Below are 16,429 nucleotides of genomic sequence, written 5' to 3' on the forward strand. Positions count from 1 at the left end.
CACTTCCCGGAAGATTCCCGTACGTCCGCCCCAGTGCTGCCCGTGGGCAGTTAGGGCGACGAGTACTGTGGGACTCGCTTCCGGTCCTCCCGGCGGGAGGCGCGCAGCATCAACACTCGACCGAGCAACTCGGACAGTCTGCCATATGGGGCGGGGGCCTGGCCAATCGGGCCGAAGAGATTACCCCCGACGTGACGCAGGTCAAACCGAATCCCCGCGGCCGCTCACCGAGCCGCCCCTCGCGCGGCGGGCAGAGCCACCGGAGCCACCCCTCGCCCGCCGCGCCCGACCGCGTGCGGGCCGGATGATGCGGAACTCCGTGCGGATGAATCGGGTTCGCCGGCCGCTCCGGCCGACGCGGGGATGAAGGACAGGTCCGGGGCGTGCGGGCAGCGCCAGATGCAGTGTCCGCAGACGGGCTGGTCTCCGTCCACCCCCGCCGGATCCGTGCGCCTTCCCCCAGAGCCGTCGGCGGAGCGCTGCGCCTCCTCCAAGACCGCGTTCCGCCCGGCGGTGACGGACCGGGCGTACCGGTTCTCCGCCTTCTTCCGCAGCGAGCGCCGGGCTCGGACGGACATGAACGAGTCGTACCGCTGGAAGTAGCCGTCGACACCACTCTCGAACGCCGCGTCCAGGGCCTGTAGCGACTCCCGCAGTGCGGGCAGATGCCGAAGGAGTTCGCGTTCGACCTGCGGGGGCGCGAGGGTGGCCGGCGCCGGCCACGTCGTCGATGGTCCGGCCCGTGGCGCTGAGCCTCCGCTGGAACGCCCGGGTCGCCTTCGTATACGTGTCCAGTTCACTGCGCACGAGGTCGTGCGCCTCCGCTCCGACGGGGGCGGGATCGTCGAGTCCGGCCTCCGCGCGATAGGCGGAGACCCGGTCCCCGGCCGGAACAGGTGCTCGATGGACCCCCTCCGCCAGCTCCTGGAACGCCGTCTCGCACTCAGCCATCGCCGCTCGGGCCACACCTGTCGCATAGCCGCAGAAGTCACTCAGCCCCATGAGCGGTCCGATGTAGGGACGGTGATCCCTCCTCGCACTGCCCCGGACCGTCAGAAAGGCTACCCAGACGGTACCCAGGGTGCTGATCAGTGTCACCACGATCTCGCTCTGCACGGTGCCCCCTTCGCGCAGTCGAGCAGTAATCCGCTCCCCCGGAATCGTAGGCGGGTCACCCGCCCCAGGGACAGATGGCGACAGCTGGGCCCAGGAGCCACACGCCTCCGGCGAGGCGGTACGACACCGGTCCCGGCGTCATGCGCAGCCGAGCGTCTTCACTGTGGCCGGGAAGTAGGCACGCATGAACTTCTCGATGTCGGCGCGGTGGGATTGGTCGGTCAGCTTCACTTGAGGGAGCTGGAGAGTGAGGGTGAAGTATCTACCGCTCTTGGTCACACACGCGGTCTGAGAAATGGCGCCGTCGGTACCTACAAGCGCCCGAGTGGAGGAGTTCTCGACATAGCGCGGCGCCGCTACGTTCGAGACGGTACCTGTATCCCTCGCCAAGTACATAAGGTCCGCCGCACGGTCGTCCCACGAGAAGCGAAATTCCAGCACCGGGTCATGCTTCGACAACAGCACACAGGGTGCTGTGATTGCCTCGGCTCGATCCACACGGTTGAACTCATGCAGGTCATCGGTAGATGCCACTAGTGAGCGAGTTAGAGCTTGAGAGACTCGGGTTCCACAGACGGCACCCGGGATCTCGCGGTCAGCCCGATTGCACGAGGCTCCGCACATGACGAGGGATACCAGGCTCAGACCGAGCAAACCCCAACGCGTCGACGATTTCACTTAGGCTGCGCTCCCGACATCCCAGTGGCGTGCGCTGACCCGGCCCGAGAAGATTGGGTGATCTCCTCCTTGGAGTTGAAGTACGAGGTCTGCACCTGATGGGTCTTATCCCACTCTTCCGCTAGCGCCATCAGTTGCCCGTTCCTCTTCGAGTAAGCCTTCACATTGTCGTCCGCCTGCTGGTCATCGAGTCGCTTCTGCTCGTCCGCGAGCCACTGCTCGGTGACATAATCGAAGCCGGTCTGCACGTCCTCATTGACCACCGGGATATAACTGATGGCCTTGTCGAAGAGTGGCTTGGTTTGGAACTCGGCGGACTTTGGAGATCCCGCCGCTTGAATCCGAGCCTCTTCCAGAAAGCCGACGGTGCGGCCGGATCTACGCAAGGACTCTGCGGACTCTGTGTGGTCGGCATGAATGCCGGAGACCATCGCCTGGTTCAGACCGCCGTTCAGGGTGCCGTAGGCGTCCTTGTCCTTGGAGACCTGTTTGGTGACCTCGAAGAGCTGGTCCTGGGGCAGGGGGGACCTGGAGATGTCGATCTCGCTCATCGAGGCGTGCACGGTCTCGCCGTGGTTGACCAGGATCGACGCCATGGGCTGCCGCAGCGACGGCGGGAACTTGTCGCCACTGTCGGACAGATGGCCGATCGCCGACCGGAGGATCGCCTCGTTCTGCTTGGTGTGCGGCACGTAGCGGGCGTGTGCGTCGGACGGGTCGATTCCCGTGGTCGCCGCCTGGAGGGCCCTGCCGAAGCCCGCGCGGTCGTCCGCGTCGAGGCCGGCCGCGTAGGTTCCGGTCTTGTCTCCCCCGCGCTCGTGCAGGACGACGTTCCAGTCCCGGTCCTCGACCAGGTACTTCATGCGGGCCTCCGAGCCGAGGTAGTCCGCCGCCGTGTGGGGGTCGTGGCTCATGATGTCCAGCGCGCCGTCCACCGGGTCGTTCGCGAACCAGCCGCCGTGCCTGCCGCCGTACTCGTGCTTCAGGCGCCAGATGCCCGGGTCCCGGCGCTCCGCCGCGATCATGTCGTCGGTCAGGTTCTCGAGCATCTTCGGCGCGTAGCCGTGGCCGTGGTGCATCAGGGTGACGAGGGACTGGTAGCCCACCGCCTTGTCCAGGCGTTCGCCCTGCACGTCCGTGGCGTAGTGCTCGACGCCGGCGTGCCGCATGGAGGCCCGCCAGTGCCTGTACCAGGGCGAGTCCGTGTCCTTCGTCGCCGTCGCCAGGGTGTCCGCGAGGCCCGACTCGATCGTCGAGTACGTGCCCGACCCCGGTCCGCCGCGCACGTGGATCAGGTCGTTGAGCTCGTTCGTCAGGGTGATCGTGCCCGCCGCACCCAGGTCGTCCAGCAGGGTCCGGGAGAACGCCTCGTCACCGGAGTTGTCACGGAACGCCCTTTGCAGTTCCGCCAGTTCGCGTTGCGAGAGGTGCTCGCCCCGGCTGAGCCTGCCGAGCGTCCCCTCCGCGGCCAGCGCCTCGTACTTCTCGACGTCCCCCAGCGCGCGGCCGTTGAAGCCGCGGCCCCCGGCCAACGGGTCCGAGTCCACGACCACGGCGGCCAGGGCGGTCTCGACACCCGTGTCCGCGTCCGTCACGGCCCGTACCGCCGCGTCGACCCGGTCCTGCCAGTGCCGTACGGAGGACTCGTCCGGTTCCTTCGCGTGCGCGGGGTCGGCGCTGACACGGCCCCTCTCCGAGATCCGCATCCCGGCCGCCCTGGCCTCCTCGCGTGCCGCCGTGAGCCTGCCCTTCAGCTCCGTGAACTGGGCGTGGGCGTCCCGCAGCAGGGAGGCGATCGCCTTCGCCTCCGTCTGGGCGTACCGCAGTTCCTTGAGCGTGACGCCGAAGCGGCCGTGTGCCGCCTCCGCGCTCATCCCGTTCCAGGCGGGGCCGGTCGTGATGCGGTGCACGTCCCGGTGGTACGCCCGCTCCTGCTTCGCGAACTCGGCCGCCATGCCCTCCCAGCGCTCGGCGGCGCGGGTGAGCGCGGCCAGGTCGGTGCTCGTGATCTCGTGGTACGTCGGCATGTCCGGCCACTCCCCCGTCAGTAGAGGTCGAGCGCGGACGTACGCCGCAGCGCCGAGCCGGCTGCCACGTCGGAGCCGGTGAGGACCACGTTCGTACTGCGCAGCGCGTCCTTCTCGGCACCCAGCCGGTCCATCAGGTTCCGCACCTGGTCGCCCCAGGCCGCGTGGGCCTTGCGCAGCGCCGCGGCGGTGAGCCAGCCGTCCCCGTCGCGGGCGCCGAAGGCCTTCACCGCCGCCCCGGTCTCGTCGTCCGCCCACTCGCCGGCCCGGCGGGTCTCCGGCTCGATGTGGTCGTCCAGCGCCTTGGCCGCCGCCCGCTTCTCGGCGGGGGTGGACGCGAGTCTCCCCGCACCGGGGCCGTGACCGCCGTATCCTCCTGCCGGACCGTCCACCGCTCGCCCCCTCGTCGTGTCGGCGTCCACCGCCGCTCCTTCAACCGGTGGACGCCGATCTTCGTCACGGGGGTTTTCGGGTGCGCCGCGTTGACGTCGTCCGAGGTGGCGGGGCCTCTCGGCCGGTCCGCCACGGCGCCGGGACCGCCGGGGGCCGCCATCCGGGCCGGGCCGTGTGGGTCTGCGGCAGACGTGACCGCGGCCGCGTACCACGGCCCTGGCCCTGCCCACGGCTCAGGGGCGGCCGGTCTCCGGATCCAGCGGAACGAGGTTGCCGGCGGCGAGCACGTCGCCGCGGTGCGGGGAACCCAGCGACGCGCGCAGCTTCCCGACACCGGGGTCGGAGAAGGAGACGGTCAGGGTGTAGGGCGGCTGCCCGGTGATGGTGTTGTGGGAGTCGATCGGCGCCTGGAGCCTCTTCATGACCTCGGCGCCCTCCTGGCCGGGACACAGGGCCCGTACGGGCAGCACGACCTCGACGCTTCCCTGACCGCGCGCGCCGACGCGCACCCTGTGGCCGGGCCCCGTAGCGGTGGGCTCGTGCCAGGTGGCCGGCAGGCCGTGCGCGCCGCCCACCAGTCCGTCCGGGCCCTCGATCTCCACCGCGACGCCCGCGCCGAGGGTCCGGGACAGTTCCAGGGGCCGCTTCCCGCCGGGGCCGAAGCGGAGGTTGATGGTGAAGCGGGCGGGTGTGCGGGGCCCCTGCTCGAAGCCGTAGGCGCCGAGGACAGCCCAGGGGGCGGGTGGCGACTCGTTGCGGGGCGGCGGGGTGACCGCGTCCGCGGGCAGCCGGAAGCGGTGGTAGCCCTCGGCTCCGCACCGGTCGCCGGCGGACACGCCGCCCCCGGGCAGGGCCACGGCCTTCGCCGGGCCCGGGGCGAGCCGCCCGACCAGGGTGAACAGTCCCTGCTGGTAACCCATGGCGATCACCACGGCGGCCACGGCAAGCCAGGGAACCACCGCCCGCACCTTGTCGAGCACGGCACCCACCTCTGCGACAGCCGGCCCCCCGGTGGTCCGGTCGCATGATCATACGGCCGGCCGGAGACAGCGAAGAGGCCCGCACGACCGAAGTCGTACGGGCCTCTCCGACAGCTACCAGGTCAGAGACCGGGCCGGGTCAGTTCAAGATCACTTGTTGATCTTGGTGACCTGGCCGGCGCCCACGGTCCGGCCACCCTCACGGATGGCGAACTTCAGGCCCTCTTCCATGGCGACGGGCTGGATGAGCTCCACCTTCATCTCGGTGTTGTCACCCGGCATGACCATCTCGGTGCCCTCGGGGAGGGTCACGACGCCGGTCACGTCCGTCGTACGGAAGTAGAACTGCGGACGGTAGTTGTTGAAGAACGGCGTGTGACGGCCACCCTCGTCCTTGGACAGGATGTAGGCCTGCGCCTCGAACTCGGTGTGCGGGGTGACCGAGCCCGGCTTGATGATGACCTGGCCGCGCTCGACGTCCTCGCGCTTGATGCCGCGGAGCAGCAGACCGACGTTCTCACCGGCCTGGCCCTCGTCGAGCAGCTTGCGGAACATCTCGATGCCGGTGACCGTGGTGGTGGTCTTCTCGTTCTTGATGCCCACGATGTCGACGGTCTCGTTGACCTTGAGGACACCACGCTCGATACGACCGGTGACGACGGTGCCACGACCGGTGATCGTGAAGACGTCCTCGATCGGCATCAGGAACGGCTTGTCGACGTCACGCTCGGGCTGCGGGATGTTCTCGTCCACAGCCGTCATCAGGTCGAGGACGCTCTGCGTCCACGCCGGGTCGCCCTCCAGCGCCTTCAGCGCGGAGACCTTGACGACCGGCAGGTCGTCGCCCGGGAACTCGTACTCGGAGAGGAGCTCACGGACCTCGAGCTCGACGAGCTCCAGGATCTCCTCGTCGTCCACCATGTCGGCCTTGTTCAGGGCGACGACGATGTACGGCACGCCGACCTGGCGGGCCAGGAGCACGTGCTCCTTGGTCTGCGGCATCGGGCCGTCGGTGGCGGCGACCACCAGGATCGCGCCGTCCATCTGCGCGGCACCGGTGATCATGTTCTTGATGTAGTCCGCGTGACCCGGGCAGTCGACGTGGGCGTAGTGACGCGCCTCGGTCTGGTACTCGACGTGCGCGATGGAGATGGTGATACCGCGCTGACGCTCCTCGGGCGCCTTGTCGATGTTGTCAAACGCGGTGGCCTCGTTCAGGTCCGGGTACGCGTCGTGCAGCACCTTGGTAATGGCGGCCGTGAGGGTCGTCTTACCGTGGTCGATGTGACCGATGGTGCCGATGTTGACGTGCGGCTTAGTCCGCTCGAACTTCGCCTTCGCCACTGGGGTCCTCCTGTGGAGTGGTTCTGTACGCCTTACTTCATCGGCGCCAGGTGATCTTTGCTGTTAAATCCCGGAACCCGGGGCAAACACCCGCGATTGTGGTTGTTTGCCCCTTGAGGCTCCGGAGTCAAGCCTAAAGCGTGGGAACGCGGTGCGTTACTCGCCCTTGGCCTTCGCGATGATCTCCTCGGCGACGTTCCGCGGAACCTCGGCGTAGGAGTCGAACTGCATCGAGTAGCTCGCGCGACCCGACGTCTTGCTGCGGAGGTCGCCGACGTAGCCGAACATCTCCGAAAGGGGCACGAGGCCCTTCACGACGCGGGCACCGGCCCGCTCCTCCATGGCCTGGATCTGACCACGGCGGGAGTTGATGTCGCCGATGACCTCACCCATGTAGTCCTCGGGCGTGGTGACCTCGACGGCCATCATCGGCTCGAGCAGCACGGGGCTGGCCTTGCGCGCGGCCTCCTTGAAGGCCTGCGAGCCGGCGATCTTGAAGGCGAGCTCGGAGGAGTCGACCTCGTGGTAGGCGCCGTCGTGGAGGATGACGCGCACGCCGGTCATCTCGTAACCGGCGAGGATGCCGAACTGCATGGCCTCCTGCGCACCGGCGTCGACCGAAGGGATGTACTCCTTCGGGATACGACCACCGGTCACCTTGTTCACGAACTCGTACGAGGTGTCGCCACCCTCGAGCGGCTCGATGCCGATCTGCACCTTCGCGAACTGACCGGTACCACCGGTCTGCTTCTTGTGGGTGTAGTCGACGCGCTCGACGGCCTTGCGGATCGTCTCGCGGTAGGCCACCTGCGGCTTGCCGACGTTGGCCTCGACCTTGAACTCACGGCGCATACGGTCGACCAGCACCTCGAGGTGCAGCTCGCCCATACCACCGATGATGGTCTGGCCGGTCTCCTCGTCCGAGTGGACCTGGAAGGACGGGTCCTCCTCGGCCAGGCGCTGGATCGCGACGCCCAGCTTCTCCTGGTCGCCCTTCGACTTGGGCTCGATGGCGACCTGGATGACCGGCGCCGGGAAGTCCATGGACTCCAGGATGACCGGGTTCTTGTCGTCGGACAGCGTCTCACCGGTGGTGGTCTGCTTCAGGCCCATGACGGCGACGATGTCGCCGGCGCCCACCGACTCGATCTCCTCACGCTTGTTCGCGTGCATGCGGTAGATCTTGCCGATGCGCTCCTTCTTGCCCTTGACGGAGTTCAGCACCGAGGTGCCGGACTCCAGGCGGCCCGAGTAGACCCGGACGAAGGTGAGCTTGCCGAGGTGCGGGTCGCTCATGATCTTGAACGCCAGCGCGGACAGCGGCTCGTCGTCGGACGGCTTGCGCTTGACGACGACCTCGGGGTCCTTGACGTCGTGGCCCTCGATGGCCTCGATGTCGACCGGCGACGGCAGGTAGCGGACGACGGCGTCGAGCAGGGGCTGCACGCCCTTGTTCTTGAACGCGGTACCGCAGAACACCGGGGTCACGGTGGTGCCGGTGCCCTTGCCGGACGCGATGGTGATACGACGGATCGCGGCGTACAGCTGCTCCACGGAAGGCTCCTCGCCCTCCAGGTACAGCTCCATGATCTCTTCGTCGTTCTCGGCCACGGCCTCGAGCAGCTTGCCGCGGTACTCCTCGGCAGCCTCGGCGTGCGTGTCCGGGATGTCGACGGTGTCGTACATCTCGCCCTTGGTGGCCTCGGCGGACCAGACCAGGGCCTTCATCGTCACGAGGTCGATGACGCCCTTGAAGTCGGCCTCGGCACCGATCGGCAGCTGCATCACGATCGGCTGAGCGCCCAGGCGGTCAGTGATCATGTCGACGCAGCGGTGGAACTCGGCACCGGTCCGGTCGAGCTTGTTGACGAAGCAGATACGCGGAACGCCGTAGCGGTCCGCCTGACGCCACACCGTCTCGGACTGCGGCTCGACACCGGCGACGCCGTCGAACACCGTCACGGCACCGTCGAGCACGCGCAGGGAGCGCTCCACCTCGACGGTGAAGTCGACGTGACCCGGGGTGTCGATGATGTTGATGGTGTGATCGACGTCTTCGAGCGGCCAGTGACAGGTGGTGGCAGCAGAGGTGATCGTGATGCCACGCTCCTGCTCCTGCTCCATCCAGTCCATGGTGGCAGCGCCGTCGTGGACCTCACCGATCTTGTAGGACACACCGGTGTAGAACAGGATCCGCTCGGTGGTGGTCGTCTTGCCCGCGTCGATGTGGGCCATGATCCCGATGTTGCGGACCTTGGCCAGGTCAAGTGAAGTGGTAGCCATAAGGCTTCAGTCTTCTCTCGGTCTCGATGTGGGTAGCGACTACCAGCGGTAGTGCGCGAAGGCCTTGTTGGACTCGGCCATCTTGTGCGTGTCCTCGCGCTTCTTCACAGCGGCACCCAGGCCGTTGGAGGCGTCGAGAAGCTCGTTGAGCAGGCGCTCGGTCATGGTCTTCTCGCGACGGGCGCGGGAGTAACCGACCAGCCAGCGGAGCGCCAGCGTGTTGGCGCGACCGGGCTTGACCTCGATCGGCACCTGGTAGGTGGCGCCACCGACACGGCGGGACTTGACCTCGAGGGTCGGCTTGATGTTCTCCAGCGCGCGCTTCAGCGTGATGATCGGGTCGTTGCCCGTCTTCTCACGCAGACCCTCCATGGCGCCGTAGACGATGCGCTCGGCGGTGGAGCGCTTGCCGTTCAGCAGCACCTTGTTGATGAGCGACGTCACCAGAGGAGAACCGTAGACCGGGTCGATGATGACCGGGCGCTTCGGGGCGGGGCCCTTACGAGGCATTTCTACTTCTCCTTCTTGGCGCCGTAGCGGGAACGGGCCTGCTTGCGGTTCTTGACACCCTGGGTGTCGAGGGAGCCACGGATGATCTTGTAGCGAACACCCGGCAGGTCCTTCACACGGCCGCCGCGCACGAGCACGATGGAGTGCTCCTGCAGGTTGTGTCCCTCACCCGGAATGTAAGCGGTGACCTCGATCCCGCTGGTCAGACGCACACGCGCGACCTTACGCAGGGCCGAGTTCGGCTTCTTCGGGGTGGTCGTGAACACACGCGTGCAGACGCCACGACGCTGAGGGGAACCCTCGAGTGCGGGCGTCTTGTTCTTCTCGACCTTGTCCTGCCGGCCCTTCCGGACCAGCTGCTGGATCGTAGGCACTACTTCTCCGGTTTCTGTGTGCCGATGAGTACAGCTAACCTGGAACATCTCCGACCCACGCGGTCGGGTGTGTCGAATCCGCCGCGCTTCCGCCGCGAGGCGGGAAAGGCACGGATTACGGCGTCCGGTGTCGGCTCCGCGTGCGGTTGAAGGCACGCACGAAAGCCAGGGCACACCCCAGGCACAAGGTCTGAGCGTACTTGCCGCACCCACTCCGGTCAAAACAAGGGCTCCGGGACCGGGTCCGAGGGCTCCGGAAATCAGCGGCGCGACGTCGTCTCCCCGGCCTGCTCCGCCGTGTCGTGGCCCACGAAGTACGTCGGGCGGTTCTGTATCGCCGTGTATATGCGGGCCACGTACTCGCCCAGCAGCCCCACGCAGATCAGCTGCACCGCGCCGATGAAGAGCACCCCGGTGAACAGCGAGGTCCAGCCCGGCACCGTGTGGTCCAGGACGTGGGCGGAGAGCGTGTACACCATCAGCCCGAGGCAGACCAGGAAGGCGAAGCCGCCGAGCCAGGTGGCCAGCCGCAGCGGGGCAGCCGAGAAACCCGTGACGCTGTCCACGGCCAGCCTGATCATCCGGCCCAGCGGGTACTTGCTTCGGCCGGCCGTGCGCGGGGCGCGCTCGTAGGTCACCCGGCCGCTGGGGAAGCCCAGCCACGGCACCAGCAGCCGGTAGACCCGCTGCTGGTCGGGCAGCGCCTTCAGCGCCTCCACGGCGGCCCGGCTGAGCAGCCGGAAGTCACCCGCCTGCGCGGGCACGGAGGGACCGGCGAGCCGGCGCACCAGCCGGTAGTACAGCCCCGCCGTCCAGCGCTTGAAGCCGGTGTCGCTGGCCCGGTCGGCGCGGATGCCGTAGACGATGTCGAGCCCCTCGGCACGGGCCAGGGCCAGCATGTCGGGGATCTTCTCGGGCGGGTCCTGCAGATCGGCGTCGATGCTGACCACGTACGCCCCGACGGCCCGGTCGAGGCCGGCGGTCAGGGCGGCCTGATGACCCGAGTTGCGGCGCAGGCCGATCACCCGCAGTTCCGGCCAGCCGAGCCGGAACGCCGCCAGCAGCTCGCCGGTGCCGTCGGTGCTCCCGTCGTCGACGGCGACCAGCTCGTACGGCACGCCGAGGCCCTCCAGCACCGGGCGCAGCCGGCTGACGAGGGCGGGCAGTGCCTCGGCCTCGTTGAACATGGGTACGACGACGGACAGCTCGATCGCCGGGTCCGCTCCACCGGTCACCCGCTTCTCCCCCCTTCGCCCCGCACATGCGACGCTTTGGCCACACACAAGTGATCCTTGTGTGATCTCGTGACTGACACTTCACGACCCCCCGGGCTGCGGGAACTCCTCCGGCCCCGGCGGTCGGCCGAGGGGGGAGACCGCAGGGATGAGCACGGCTTCCGGCGACATCGAGGCGGACACCGTCCTGCCCGGGGAACAGTCCGGCACTCCGCGCCCGAGCCGCCGGCTCACGCTGCCGCCGGGTGCGCGGCCGTACGTGGCTCCACTCGTCCTGTACTGCGTCACGAAGCTCGTGGGCCTCACCATATTCGCCTGCCTGCTGGAGCATGCGGGCGACTACCGGAGGAAGGACCCCAGGTTCGGCGGCGGCGCCCACTGGTGGGACGTGCTGTCCACCTGGGACGGCTGGTGGTATCTGCAGGTCGCGGGGCACGGGTACGACCCGAAGCCGCTGGAGCCGCTGCCCGGCGGCGGGCTCTTCACCGTCAAGCAGAACTCGGTGGCGTTCTTCCCGCTGTACCCCGGGCTGATCCGCACGGTCTCGGAGGGCACCGGGCTCGGCCTGTACGGCTCCGGGATCCTCGTGTCGGTCCTGGCCTCCCTGGTGGCGGCCGCGGGCATCTACGCGGTGGTCTCGGCGCTCGCCGGGGTGCGGGCGGGCACCATCGCCGCCGGGCTGTGGGCCGTCGTCCCCGGAGCGGGCGTCGAGTGGGCCGTGTACTCGGAGTCCCTGTTCGTCGCCATCGCCGCCTGGACCTGCTACAGCGTGATGCGGGGCCGCTGGGTCGCCGCGGGCCTGCTGGCCTTCCTGGCGGGCCTGAACCGGCCCACCTCGGCGGCCCTCATCGGCGCGGTGGGACTGGCCGCCCTGGTCACCGTCCTGCGGCGGGACGGCCGGCGTGAGCACGGGGTGGCACAGCCGGTCTTCGCGATGGTCGCGGCACCGCTCGGCCTGCTCACCTACATCGCCTGGGTCGGGTGGAGCATGGGCGACCTCACCGCCTACTTCACGCTCCAGCGCGAGGGCTGGGCGCACTACTTCGACTGGGGCTCCTACACGGCGGACGTCCTCGGCAACGTCGCCGTCGGGCACAACGACTATCTCTTCGCCTTCTCCACGCCCGATCTGCTCGGCGTCCAGATCGTGATCGCGCTGCCCTTCCTGATCGCGCTGATGCTGCGCCGGAAGCCGCCGCTGGTGCTGGTCGCCTACACCCTGGCCGGCATCGTCACCGTGCTGGGCACCCAGCAGATGTTCGGCAACACCTCCCGCTACCTGCTGCCCTCCTTCCCGCTGCTCTTGGCGCCGGCGGCCGCCCTGAGCCGCCTGAAGTGGCCCGGTCTGGCCGTCTTCTTCACGACGACGGCGGTGGCGTCGGGCTGGTATGCGCACTACGTGATCTTCGAGCTGGGCATCCCGTAGCCGGCGGGCGTCCCGAGAAACGCCGAAGGGCGGTCACCCCGGACCGGGGTGACCGCCCTTCAGTTCACGTCAACCACTCACTGGTTGTACGGACCGTAGTCGTAGTCCTCCAGCGGGACGGCCTGGCCGGAGCCGGTGCCGAACGGCGAGTAGTCGATGTCGTCGTAGCCGACGGCCGAGTACATCGCGGCCTTGGCCTCCTCGGTGGGCTCCACCCGGATGTTGCGGTAGCGGGACAGACCCGTACCGGCCGGGATGAGCTTACCGATGATGACGTTCTCCTTGAGGCCGATGAGGCTGTCGGACTTGGCGTTGATCGCCGCGTCCGTCAGGACTCGGGTCGTCTCCTGGAAGGAGGCGGCCGACAGCCAGGACTCCGTCGCCAGCGAGGCCTTGGTGATACCCATCAGCTGCGGACGACCGGAGGCAGGGTGACCGCCCTCCTGGACCACACGACGGTTCTCGGTCTCGAACTTCGAGCGCTCGACCAGCTCGCCGGGCAGCAGCTCGGCGTCGCCCGACTCGATGATCGTCACACGGCGCAGCATCTGCCGGATGATGATCTCGATGTGCTTGTCGTGGATCGACACACCCTGCGAGTTGTAGACCTTCTGGACCTCGCCGACCAGGTGGACCTGGACGGCACGCTGACCCAGGATGCGCAGCACGTCGTGCGGGTTGGTGGCACCCACGGTGAGCTGCTGGCCCACCTCGACGTGGTCGCCCTCCTTGACCAGGACCTTGGCACGCTTGGAGATCGGGAACGCCGTCTCGTCGCTGCCGTCGTCCGGGGTGACGACGATCTTCTTGGTCTTCTCGGTCTCCTCGATCCGCACGCGGCCGTTGGCCTCGGAGATCGGGGCGACACCCTTCGGGGTACGGGCCTCGAAGAGCTCGACGACACGGGGCAGACCCTGGGTGATGTCGTCACCGGCCACACCACCGGTGTGGAAGGTACGCATCGTCAGCTGGGTACCGGGCTCACCGATGGACTGGGCGGCGATGATGCCGACCGCCTCACCGATGTCGACCAGCTTGCCGGTGGCCAGCGAACGGCCGTAGCACATGGCGCAGGTGCCGACGTGCGACTCGCAGGTCAGGATCGAGCGGGTCTTGACCTCCTCGATGCCGTGGTGCACGAGCTGGTCGATGAGCACGTCGCCCAGGTCCACGTTGGCCGGCGCGATCACCTTGCCGTCGATGACGACGTCCTCGGCGAGCATGCGGGCGTAGACGCTGGTCTCGACGTCGTCCGCCTTGCGCAGCACACCGTCGGCGCCGCGGTTGGCGATCCGCAGCTTCAGACCGCGCTCGGTGCCGCAGTCCTCCTCGCGGATGATGACGTCCTGGGAGACGTCCACCAGACGACGGGTCAGGTAACCCGAGTCGGCGGTACGCAGGGCGGTGTCCGCCAGACCCTTACGGGCACCGTGCGTGGAGATGAAGTACTCCAGCACGGACAGGCCCTCACGGAAGGACGCCTTGATCGGACGCGGGATGGTCTCGTTCTTCGCGTTCGACACCAGACCACGCATACCGGCGATCTGCCGCATCTGCATCATGTTTCCTCGGGCACCCGAGTCAACCATCATGAAGATGGGGTTCGTCTTGGGGAAGTTCTCGTTCATCGCCTCGGCGACCTCGTTGGTCGCCTTGGTCCAGATCGCGATGAGCTCCTGAGTGCGCTCTTCCTTGGTGATCAGACCGCGCTCGTACTGCTTCTGGACCTTCTCGTCCTGCGCCTCGTAGCCGCGGACGATCTCCTTCTTCGCCTCGGGAACGACGACGTCGGAGATGGCCACGGTGACACCGGAACGGGTCGCCCAGAAGAAGCCGGCCGCCTTCAGGTTGTCGAGCGTCGCCGCCACGATGACCTTGGGGTAGCGCTCGGCCAGGTCGTTGACGATCTCGGAGAGCTGCTTCTTGCCCACCGAGTAGTCGACGAACGGGTAGTCCTCGGGCAGCAGCTCGTTGAAGAGCGCGCGGCCCAGGGTGGTGCGCAGGCGGAACGAGTCACCCTGCTGCCACTCGGGCTCGCCCTCCTCGCGCGCCGGCGGCATCCAGCCGCGCGGCGGGATGGTGCCCACCGGGAAGCGGATGTCGATCTGCGACTGCAGCGCGAGCTCGCCGGCGTCGAACGCCATGATCGCCTCGGCCGTGGAGCCGAACGCGCGGCCCTCGCCCTTGGTGTCACGCAGCTCGCCGTCGGTGGTGAGGAAGAACAGACCGAGGACCATGTCCTGGGTCGGCATCGTCACCGGACGGCCGTCGGCCGGCTTGAGGATGTTGTTCGAGGACAGCATCAGGATGCGTGCCTCGGCCTGCGCCTCCGCGGACAGCGGAAGGTGCACGGCCATCTGGTCACCGTCGAAGTCCGCGTTGAACGCGGTGCAGACGAGCGGGTGGATCTGGATGGCCTTGCCCTCGACCAGCTGCGGCTCGAAGGCCTGGATGCCGAGGCGGTGCAGGGTGGGAGCACGGTTCAGCAGAACCGGGTGCTCGGCGATGACCTCTTCGAGGACGTCGTACACGACCGTGCGGCCGCGCTCCACCATGCGCTTGGCGCTCTTGATGTTCTGCGCGTGGTTCAGGTCGACCAGGCGCTTCATCACGAACGGCTTGAAGAGCTCCAGCGCCATGGCCTTGGGCAGACCGCACTGGTGCAGCTTCAGCTGCGGACCGACGACGATCACGGAACGCGCGGAGTAGTCCACACGCTTGCCGAGCAGGTTCTGACGGAATCGACCCTGCTTGCCCTTCAGCATGTCGCTGAGGGACTTCAGCGGGCGGTTGCCGGGACCCGTCACCGGGCGGCCGCGACGACCGTTGTCGAAGAGGGCGTCAACAGCCTCCTGAAGCATGCGCTTCTCGTTGTTGACGATGATCTCCGGGGCACCGAGGTCCAGGAGCCGCTTCAGACGGTTGTTCCGGTTGATCACACGGCGGTACAGGTCGTTCAGGTCGGAGGTCGCGAAGCGGCCACCGTCGAGCTGCACCATCGGACGCAGGTCCGGCGGGATGACCGGGACGCAGTCCAGGACCATGCCCTTGGGGCTGTTCGAGGTCTGCAGGAACGCGGAGACGACCTTCAGGCGCTTGAGCGCACGGGTCTTCTTCTGGCCCTTGCCGGTGCGGATGATCTCGCGGAGCTTCTCGGCCTCCTCGTCGAGGTCGAAGGACTCCAGGCGCTTCTGCAGCGCCGCGGCACCCATCGAGCCGTCGAAGTAGGTGCCGAAGCGGTCGCGCAGCTCGCGGTAGAGCAGCTCGTCGCCCTCGAGGTCCTGGACCTTGAGGTTCTTGAACCGGGTCCACACCTCGTCGAGGCGGTCGATCTCGCGCTGCGCACGGTCGCGCAGCTGCTTCATCTCGCGCTCGGCGCCCTCGCGCACCTTGCGGCGCACGTCGGCCTTGGCACCCTCGGCCTCGAGCTCGGCCAGGTCGGTCTCGAGCTTCTTGGCGCGGGCCTCGAGGTCGGAGTCCCGGCGGTTCTCGATCTGCTGGCGCTCGACCGAGACGTGCGCCTCGAGGGAGGGCAGGTCGCGGGTACGACGCTCCTCGTCGACGTACGTGATCATGTACGCCGCGAAGTAGATGACCTTCTCGAGGTCCTTCGGCGCCAGGTCCAGCAGGTAGCCGAGGCGCGAGGGGACACCCTTGAAGTACCAGATGTGCGTGACGGGCGCGGCCAGCTCGATGTGGCCCATCCGCTCACGGCGCACCTTGGCGCGCGTGACCTCGACGCCACAGCGCTCGCAGATGATGCCCTTGAAGCGGACGCGCTTGTACTTGCCGCAGTAGCACTCCCAGTCCCGGGTCGGACCGAAGATCTTCTCGCAGAAGAGCCCGTCCTTTTCCGGCTTGAGGGTGCGGTAGTTGATGGTCTCGGGCTTCTTGACCTCGCCGTGGCTCCACTGACGGATGTCGTCAGCGGTGGCCAGGCCGATCCGGAGCTCGTCGAAGAAGTTGACGTCGAGCACTATGCGTCAATCCCTCTCAGGGTCGTAAGTCTGTGGTCTGAAACGGGGGCCTGGGGGTCGGCGGGGGCCTCACACGGTGGTGAGGC

Annotated in this window: 12 protein-coding genes; 2 read left to right on the top strand and 10 right to left on the bottom strand. The window is 67.9% G+C overall.

The genetic code is table 11. From position 1 onward, the window contains the following. The first annotated feature begins 447 nt into the window (after nucleotides 1–447). Entirely contained in the window at nucleotides 448–603 is a 156-nt protein-coding gene (locus tag ACWCPN_RS27130) for a hypothetical protein (protein WP_451211080.1), read from the top strand. 651 nt (nucleotides 604–1,254) lie between these two features. Here ACWCPN_RS27130 and ACWCPN_RS27135 read toward each other — a convergent pair. The 9 genes from ACWCPN_RS27135 to ACWCPN_RS27175 form a co-directional block, all read right to left on the bottom strand. Further along, a complete protein-coding gene (locus ACWCPN_RS27135; RefSeq protein ID WP_451211083.1) occupies nucleotides 1,255–1,575 on the bottom strand; it encodes a hypothetical protein in 321 nt (106 codons plus the stop codon). Nucleotides 1,576–1,790: 215 nt separating this feature from the next. After that, entirely contained in the window at nucleotides 1,791–3,821 is a 2,031-nt protein-coding gene (locus ACWCPN_RS27140) for a hypothetical protein (protein ID WP_451211086.1), read from the bottom strand. A 17-nt stretch (nucleotides 3,822–3,838) separates the two neighbouring features. Then, nucleotides 3,839–4,243: a hypothetical protein gene (locus ACWCPN_RS27145; protein WP_451211088.1), complete on the bottom strand. Its 405-nt coding sequence runs from the start codon at nucleotides 4,241–4,243 to the stop codon at nucleotides 3,839–3,841. 204 nt (nucleotides 4,244–4,447) lie between these two features. Next, on the bottom strand, nucleotides 4,448–5,194 hold the full coding sequence (locus tag ACWCPN_RS27150) for a hypothetical protein (RefSeq protein ID WP_451211090.1): 747 nt from the start codon (nucleotides 5,192–5,194) through the stop codon (nucleotides 4,448–4,450). Nucleotides 5,195–5,344: 150 nt separating this feature from the next. Then, nucleotides 5,345–6,538, bottom strand: a complete 1,194-nt coding sequence (gene tuf / locus ACWCPN_RS27155; RefSeq protein ID WP_365120963.1) for an elongation factor Tu — start codon at nucleotides 6,536–6,538, stop codon at nucleotides 5,345–5,347. Nucleotides 6,539–6,694: 156 nt separating this feature from the next. Then, on the bottom strand, nucleotides 6,695–8,821 hold the full coding sequence (gene fusA, locus ACWCPN_RS27160; RefSeq protein WP_199211601.1) for an elongation factor G: 2,127 nt from the start codon (nucleotides 8,819–8,821) through the stop codon (nucleotides 6,695–6,697). Between the two features lie 39 nt (nucleotides 8,822–8,860). Further along, the gene (rpsG, locus tag ACWCPN_RS27165) at nucleotides 8,861–9,331 is read right to left on the bottom strand and encodes a 30S ribosomal protein S7 (RefSeq protein WP_003992340.1); all 471 of its coding nucleotides are present in this window, start codon (nucleotides 9,329–9,331) and stop codon (nucleotides 8,861–8,863) included. 2 nt (nucleotides 9,332–9,333) lie between these two features. Then, on the bottom strand, nucleotides 9,334–9,705 hold the full coding sequence (gene rpsL / locus ACWCPN_RS27170; RefSeq protein WP_003948652.1) for a 30S ribosomal protein S12: 372 nt from the start codon (nucleotides 9,703–9,705) through the stop codon (nucleotides 9,334–9,336). Between the two features lie 260 nt (nucleotides 9,706–9,965). Beyond that, complete coding sequence (locus ACWCPN_RS27175; protein ID WP_451211434.1) at nucleotides 9,966–10,892, bottom strand: glycosyltransferase family 2 protein; 927 nt, start codon at nucleotides 10,890–10,892, stop codon at nucleotides 9,966–9,968. A gap of 196 nt (nucleotides 10,893–11,088) precedes the next feature. Between ACWCPN_RS27175 and ACWCPN_RS27180 the strand changes: the two genes are divergently transcribed. Next, nucleotides 11,089–12,366: a hypothetical protein gene (locus ACWCPN_RS27180; protein WP_365120964.1), complete on the top strand. Its 1,278-nt coding sequence runs from the start codon at nucleotides 11,089–11,091 to the stop codon at nucleotides 12,364–12,366. A 77-nt stretch (nucleotides 12,367–12,443) separates the two neighbouring features. Here ACWCPN_RS27180 and ACWCPN_RS27185 read toward each other — a convergent pair whose 3' ends face one another. Beyond that, nucleotides 12,444–16,343: a DNA-directed RNA polymerase subunit beta' gene (locus ACWCPN_RS27185; protein ID WP_451211096.1), complete on the bottom strand. Its 3,900-nt coding sequence runs from the start codon at nucleotides 16,341–16,343 to the stop codon at nucleotides 12,444–12,446. Between the last annotated feature and the right edge of the window lie 86 nt (nucleotides 16,344–16,429).

Source organism: Streptomyces sp. NPDC002386 (assembly GCF_053593175.1).